The sequence below is a fragment of the Nonomuraea sp. NPDC000554 genome (assembly GCF_040300065.1).
Classification (GTDB): domain Bacteria; phylum Actinomycetota; class Actinomycetes; order Streptosporangiales; family Streptosporangiaceae; genus Nonomuraea.
The window spans coordinates 1-1,788 of record NZ_JBEPDC010000073.1; the positions used below are offsets into that span (position 1 = coordinate 1).

A 1,788-nucleotide genomic window follows, 5' to 3' on the forward strand; every position below is an offset into this window, starting at 1 on the left:
ACGACCAACCGGCCGGCAACGCCACCAGCAACCGCTGATCGACCACCAAGCGAGGAGCGAACGCCGCTTCCCCCAGGCCCATCACCCGATCCCCGACCTGCAGCCCCTCCACCTCAGGGCCGACCTCGGCCACGACACCGGCGAACTCACCACCGATCGGCTCGCCCTGTTCGGGCACCATGCCCAGCGTCACGACCACGTCGCGGAAGTTCAGCCCGGCGGCGCGGACCTGCACCCGCACCTCGCCCGAGGCCAACTCCCGATCGGCTTCGGGTGCTGGCACCAGGCTCAGCCCGTCGAGGGAGCCCTTGACCGGGCAGTCCAACCGCCACCCGCCCGATCCCCCGGGGAGGGGAAGGTCGTCGCCGGACTCGGCCCAGGTAAGGCGTGGCACCAGCACCCGGCCGGCACGTATGGCCACCTGCGGCTCGTCCTCCATCCCCAGCAGTGAGGCCAGGGCGGTGAGCGATTCGGCCGCATTGTCGAGGTCTATCAGCAGGATCCGGCCGGGGTTTTCGGCCTGAGCCGAACGCACCAGCCCCGACACCGCCGCCCCCACCAAACCACCCGCATCGGGATCGGTCTCGACGGTCACCGCACCGGTGGTGACCAGCACCAGCCGCATCTCAGCCAGCCGCTCATCAGCCAGCCACCCACCCAACACCCCCACGACCCGATCCAGCTCAGAACGCAGGTCCTCCAGAGGTCCTTGGTCATCTGGCTGGCGAGTCTGGCAGGGGATGACCAGGGTCGTGACGTCCTTGTCAGTGCTTGCCGATTGAAGATCGGCGTACGAGCGCACCTTCAGGCCGTTGCGATGCAGGGCCTCGGTCAGTGCGTCGTCTTCACCGACCGTGCCTATTACCGCTATCGCCCCTTCTACATGAGGCGGGTTCCAACTGGGCGGCATCACCCACTGCAGGCGGTGAAGCGCCTCGTGCCCGTTACCTGCGCGTGAGGACAGGCCGTCTGCAGGCAGCGGACGCGACACCAAACTCGACACGATCGCGACTGGGGCGCCGGTGCCGTCGGCGATCCGGATGCCGACCGCGCCGCCCTCCCCGGGCACGATGTGGACGCGCACCTGCTGGGCGCCGGAAGCCAGCAACTCCACCCCGCTCCACGCGAACGGCAGCGCCACCCCCTCAGCCAGCTCCCCGGTGAGCCCGGTGAGCCCGGTGGCGTGCAGGCAAGCATCCAGCAGCGCGGGGTGGATACCGTAACGGGCCGCTTCAGCCGCCTCCTGCTCGCCGAGTTCGACCTCAGCGAAGACCTCGCCCTCACGGATCCAGGCGCGCTTGAGCCCCTGGAAAGCCGGCCCATACCCGTAGCCGGCAGCAGCCAGCGTCTCGTAATGGCCGGATACGTCCACCGGCTCGGCGCCTGCTGGCGGCCACTGCTCCCACTGCTCATGGTCTGTCGTGCTTGTTGTGGTGAGGGTTGCGGTGGCGTGCCGCGTCCACGGCCGCTGACCGGCGCGGGCATGCACGCTCACCTCACGCCGACCATCCCGGCCAGCGGCCGTCACAGCCACCTGGACCTGCACCGATTCCTCGCCGTCGATCACCAGCGGCGTTTCGAGAGTCAGCTCTTCCAGGACCGGGCTGCCGACCTCGTCACCCGCACGCACGGCGAGTTCGACGAAGGCGGTGCCGGGGAAGACCACCGCCTGCCCGACCGCGTGATCAACCAACCACGGATGCGTGCTAACAGAGATGCGGCCGGTCAGCACCACACCGTCCTGCTCCGGCAACTCCACCACCGCACCCAACAGCGGATGATCCACCC

General features: G+C 69.1%; 1 protein-coding gene. It reads right to left on the bottom strand.

The window, feature by feature from the left end; translation table 11 throughout:
• Positions 1-1,762, bottom strand: a 1,762-nt coding sequence (locus tag ABT294_RS50675) for a SpnB-like Rossmann fold domain-containing protein (protein WP_350813741.1), incomplete at its 3' end; no start/stop codon positions are given.
• Between the last annotated feature and the right edge of the window lie 26 nt (positions 1,763-1,788).